Genomic DNA, 4931 nt, shown 5'->3' on the forward strand with positions numbered 1-4931 from the left:
CCGCGCGGGCCGGCGACGCGCCCGCCCTGCGCCCGGCGCGCTCGCTGCGCCTGCGCATCCTCGCGATCGTGGCCGCGATCGACATCGCCTGCTGCCTCGCGGCCGCCGTGGTGACCGTGCTCAACGCGCGCGAGGCCACGCGGGTGGAGATCGCGTCGTCGCTGGAGATCGCGGAGCCCTTCGTGCGCGAGACGCTGATGCGCATGCAGCGCGACGTGGGCCGGCTCCGGTCCATGGAGGACGTGAAGCTCGGGCTCACGGGCGTGCGCCATGTGCGCGTGGTGGTGCTGGACGCCGCCGGGCGCGAGATCGACGCGCAGGAGCCCCAGCGCCCGGCGGGCGTTCGAGAGGGCGACGCGCCGCGCTGGTTCGAATCGCTGATCGCCTCCGCGCCCGAACGCCGCGTGATCCCGGTCGCCATCAACGGCGAGACGGCGGGCCAGGTGGTGATCCACGGCGAGGCCTCCGACGAGGTGCAGGAGGTGTGGGAGGATCTGGTCTCCCTCGCCGCGCTGTTCGTGACGCTGAACGCGATCGCGCTCGCCGCCTTCTCGGTGGCGCTCGGCCGGGTGCTCGCGCCGCTGCGGGCGCTGGCCGGCGGACTGTCGGATCTGGAGCGGCGCCGGCTCGACCGCCGCCTGCCGGTGCCGGCGAGCGCGGAGCTCGCGGTGCTGGCGGAGCGCTTCAACGCGCTCGCCGGGGCGCTCGCCGCGGAGCAGGCCACCAACCGACGGCTGTCGCGCCGCATGGTGACGCTGCAGGACGACGAGCGCCGCCAGATCGCCGCCGACCTGCACGACGAGCTCGGCCCCTGCCTGTTCGGCCTGCGGGCCAATCTGGGCTCGCTCGAACGCGACATCGGCCGCGCGCCCGCGGGCGTCCTGCCCGCCACCGCGCCGGAGCGGCTGCGCGCCGTGACCGAAATCTCGGCCCGGCTGTCCGACGCCAACCGTCGCCTGCTGCGGCGGCTGCGGCCGATCGCGCTCGGCGAGGCGCCGCTCGCGGACGTGCTCGCCGGCCTGATCACCGACTTCGAGCGCCACCATCCCGACCGCCGCTTCGCGCTGGAGGCGTCCGACATCGAGGACGGCTACGGCGAGGCCGTGGACCTCACCGCCTATCGCTGCGTGCAGGAGGGCGTGACCAACGCCCTGCGCCATGGCCGCGCCCAGCGCATCGACGTGACGGTGGCGCCCGCCCGCGACGACGACGGCGGCCCGGCGCTGCTGATCCGCGTGCGCGACGACGGCGACGGCCTCGCAACTGAAACCACGCCGCCCGGCCTCGGCCTCATCGGCCTCAGCGAGCGTCTCCAGGCGCTCGGCGGACGCTTATCCCTGAACGGCGCGCCGGGCCGCGGCGCGACCCTGGACGCGCTCGCCCCGCTCGACCGCGCGCCCGATCCCGGAGCCCGACCCGAATGACCTCCGCCCTGATCATCGACGACCACCCCATCGTGCTGGAGGGGTGCCGCCGGGTGCTGCTGGACGCCGGCTTCGATCAGGTGCTGGAGGCGGGCACCGCCCTGTCCGGCTTCCAGATCTACCGCCGGGCCAAGCCCGACCTGATCATCGTCGATCTCGCCATCCGCGGCGCGGGCCTCGCCGGCCTGTCGCTGATCAAGCGCCTGCGGGTGCGCGACGGCGGCACGCCGATCCTCGTGTTCTCCATGCACGGCGACCCGGTGATCGCGAGCCGCGCGCTGAAAGCCGGCGCCACCGGCTTCCTCGCCAAGGACACCGGGCCGAAGACCTTCCTCGAGGCGATCGAGAAGGTGCGGCGCAACCAGCCCTACATCGCGCACGACATGGCGGTGCAGGTGGCGCTGCTTGGCTCCCGCCAGCGGCGCGAGCGCAGCGACCTCACCGCGCGCGAGCTGCAGACGCTGGCGCTGCTCGGCGAGGGCAAGTCCTACGCCCAGATCGCGGACGGGCTCGGCGTGAGCTACAAGACGGTCGCCAACACCTGCTCCAGCCTGAAGGAGAAGCTGCGCGTCAGCACGCTGCAGGATCTGGTGCGCAAGGCGGTGCTGAGCGGGGCGGGACTGAGCGACGGCGTTTAAGACAATCTTGCGCCCGACCGGCGATTTCTCCGGCGGTCTTTCACGTTTCTGAACCGGTTTTGAGAGCACACTGGCGGAAGATCTCCGCCGGAGCCGGACCGCCATGAGCCACAGCCCCGCATTCACCGCCGCCCGCCCCCGCGTCGACTGGGTCGACGTGGCCAAGGGCTTCTGCATCGTCATGGTGGTGATGATGCATTCGGTGCTCGGCGTCGAGAAGGCGGCGGGCGAAACCGGCTTCATGACCTATGTGGTCGCCTTCGCGCGCCCGTTCCGCATGCCGGACTTCTTCCTGATCTCAGGGCTGTTCCTGGCGCTCGTCATCGACCGCGACTGGCGGACCTATCTCGACCGCAAGGCCGTGCACTTCCTCTACTTCTATGTGCTGTGGCTGCTGATCCAGGGCGCGTTCAAATGGCCGGGGCTGGCGCTGTCCGACGGCCCCGGCGCCGTGGGCGAACAGTTCCTTCTGGCGCTGGTGGAGCCGTTCGGCACGCTCTGGTTCATCTACATCCTGCCGATCTTCTTCGTGTTCGCGAAGCTGGTGCGCCGGGTTCCGCCGGCGCTGGTGCTGGGCTTCGCGGCGGCGCTGGAGATCGCGCCGATCCACACCGGCTGGACCATCCCCGACGAGTTCTGCGCCCGCCTCGTCTACGTGCTGCTCGGCTGGTACGGCGCGCCCTACATCTTCGCGCTGGCGGAGAAGGCCCGCGCCCATGCGGGACTGGCGGTCGTAGGGCTCGTCGTCTGGGCGCTCGTCAACGGCGCCGCGGTGTTCGGCGGCGTGTCCGAACTGCCGGTCATCAGCCTGGCGCTCGGCCTGGTCGGCGCCGCAGCGGTGGTGACGCTCGCCGCGCTCCTCACCGGCACCGTGGCGGGCGAGCCGCTGCGCTACGCCGGCGAGCGGTCGATCGCGGTCTATCTCGCCTTCTTCCTGCCCATGGCCGCCACCCGCACCCTCCTGCTCAAGCTCGGCGTGATTCCCGACATCGGCTGGATCTCCGTCATCGTGACGGTGGTCGCCGTGACGGCGCCGCTGGCGCTGGAATGGCTGGTCCGGCGCACCGGATGGGGCCGGTTCCTATTTGAGCGGCCGGCCGCCTTCCACATCGACCGGCCCAGGAGCGATAGGCGCGCGCAGCCTGCGGAATGAGCACATTCGCGCTTGGGCGATATGCCCAACCGCGACAGCTCGACGCAGATGGGCTTTGTAACTAGAAAAAGTTCACATTGGGGCCGCCGTCCCTTGGTATGTACGACCTATCGCAAACGTGAGCGACACGTTCGAGAGATAGGGAGTACGTTATGAGGGCTTTTGCAGGCCTCGTCGTCGGAGCCGCGCTGTTCGCCTCGCCGGCCTTCGCCGCGGAAGGTCCGTTCACCGAGGCGCAGGTCAAGAAGGGCCTGTCCGAGTACAACACGCACTGCCGCACCTGCCACGCCAAGGAAGGCAAGGGCGCTCTGGGCCCGGCCCTCGTCGGCGACCAGTTCAAGTCGCACTTCGGCGGCCAGACGGCTGCGGACGTTCGCACCTGGATCCACGACTTCATGCCGCAGACCGCGCCGAAGTCGCTCAAGGACGAGCAGCTCGATCCGCTGCTGGCCTACATTCTCTCGCTGAACGGCTACACGCCCGGCAGCACGGAGTTTTCGGCCGAAACCGGCAAGTCCCTCACGATCGAAGGTAAGTGAGCGTCGCCGCCTGACGGCGGCGTCGCAGGAAGGGCTGGAGCGCACCCCCCGCGGCTTCGGCCCTTCCGATTTCCTCCCGCGGCGTCGGGCCTTCCCGGCCGCGTCGCCGCGGGATCGGGTTTCCTTCCGGCTCCCGCGCCGTATAGTCCGGCCCGACGCCCTCCGGGACCAGGCCGAGACCGCATGCCAAGCCGCGACGTCGCCAAAGGCGACCACGTCGTCCTCGTGGACGGCTCCTCCTACATCTTCCGCGCCTTTCACGCGCTGCCGCCCCTGACGCGCCCGTCCGACGGGCTGCCGGTGGGCGCGGTGTCCGGCTTCTGCAACATGCTGTGGAAGCTGCTGCGCGACGCCGGCTGGGTCGATCCCACCCATCTCGCGGTGGTGTTCGACAAGTCCGAGACCACGTTCCGCAAGGACCTCTACGCCGACTACAAGGCCAACCGGTCCGAGCCGCCCGAGGACCTGATCCCGCAGTTCCCGCTGATCCGCACCGCCACCCGCGCCTTCTCCATCCCGGCGCTGGAGCAGGGCGGCTACGAGGCGGACGACCTGATCGCCACCTACGCCCGGCTTGCGGCGGAGGCGGGGGCCGAGGTCACCATCGTCGGCTCGGACAAGGACCTGTTCCAGCTCATCGGCGGCGGCGTGGTCATGCTCGATCCGGTGAAGGACAAGCGGATCGGCCCGGACGAGGTGTTCGAGAAGTTCGGCGTCGGCCCGGACAAGATGATCGACCTGCAGGCCCTGACCGGCGACTCGGTGGACAACATTCCCGGCGTGCCGGGGATCGGCGCCAAGACCGCGGCCCAGCTTCTGGCCGAGTACGGCGACCTCGAGACGCTGCTCGCCCACGCCTCCGAGATCAAGCAGCCCAAGCGGCGCGAGAACCTGCTCGCCAGCGCCGATCTGGCGCGGCTGTCGAAGACGCTGGTCACGCTCGACCGGAACGTGCCGCTGGACACGCCGCTCGGCGATCTCGCGGTGGAGGCCCCGAACCCGGCCCGGCTGGTGGCCTTCCTCAAGGCGATGGAGTTTTCGACCCTCACCCGCCGCGTGGCGGACGCCACCGGCGTCGACGCGGCGGCCGTGACCCCGGACGCGGACATGATGTCCGCCAAGCGCGCCGCGGGCGTCGACGCCGCGCAGGCCGCAGGCCCGGACGCGAACGCCCCCG

At 71.0% G+C, this 4931-nt stretch carries 5 protein-coding genes; all 5 read left to right on the forward strand.

What is annotated here, in order from left to right:
- The coding region (locus tag ACFQ4O_RS15115; protein WP_378776779.1) for a histidine kinase at window positions 1–1424 on the forward strand (1424 nt) is incomplete at its 5' end.
- Complete coding sequence (locus ACFQ4O_RS15120; RefSeq protein ID WP_378776781.1) at window positions 1421–2062, forward strand: response regulator transcription factor; 642 nt, start codon at window positions 1421–1423, stop codon at window positions 2060–2062. The genes ACFQ4O_RS15115 and ACFQ4O_RS15120, both read left to right, overlap by 4 nt.
- A 103-nt stretch (window positions 2063–2165) precedes the next feature.
- Window positions 2166–3215 (forward strand): acyltransferase family protein, encoded by a 1050-nt coding sequence (locus ACFQ4O_RS15125; protein WP_378776783.1) that lies wholly within the window; start codon window positions 2166–2168, stop codon window positions 3213–3215.
- A 152-nt stretch (window positions 3216–3367) separates the two neighbouring features.
- Window positions 3368–3754 (forward strand): c-type cytochrome, encoded by a 387-nt coding sequence (locus ACFQ4O_RS15130; RefSeq protein ID WP_378776785.1) that lies wholly within the window; start codon window positions 3368–3370, stop codon window positions 3752–3754.
- A 183-nt stretch (window positions 3755–3937) separates the two neighbouring features.
- Window positions 3938–4931: 5'-3' exonuclease (locus ACFQ4O_RS15135; RefSeq protein ID WP_378776787.1), on the forward strand; the 994-nt coding region annotated here is incomplete at its 3' end.

The sequence above is a fragment of the Methylopila musalis genome (assembly GCF_042679725.1).
In the GTDB taxonomy this organism is placed as follows: Bacteria; Pseudomonadota; Alphaproteobacteria; order Rhizobiales; family Methylopilaceae; genus Methylopila; species Methylopila musalis.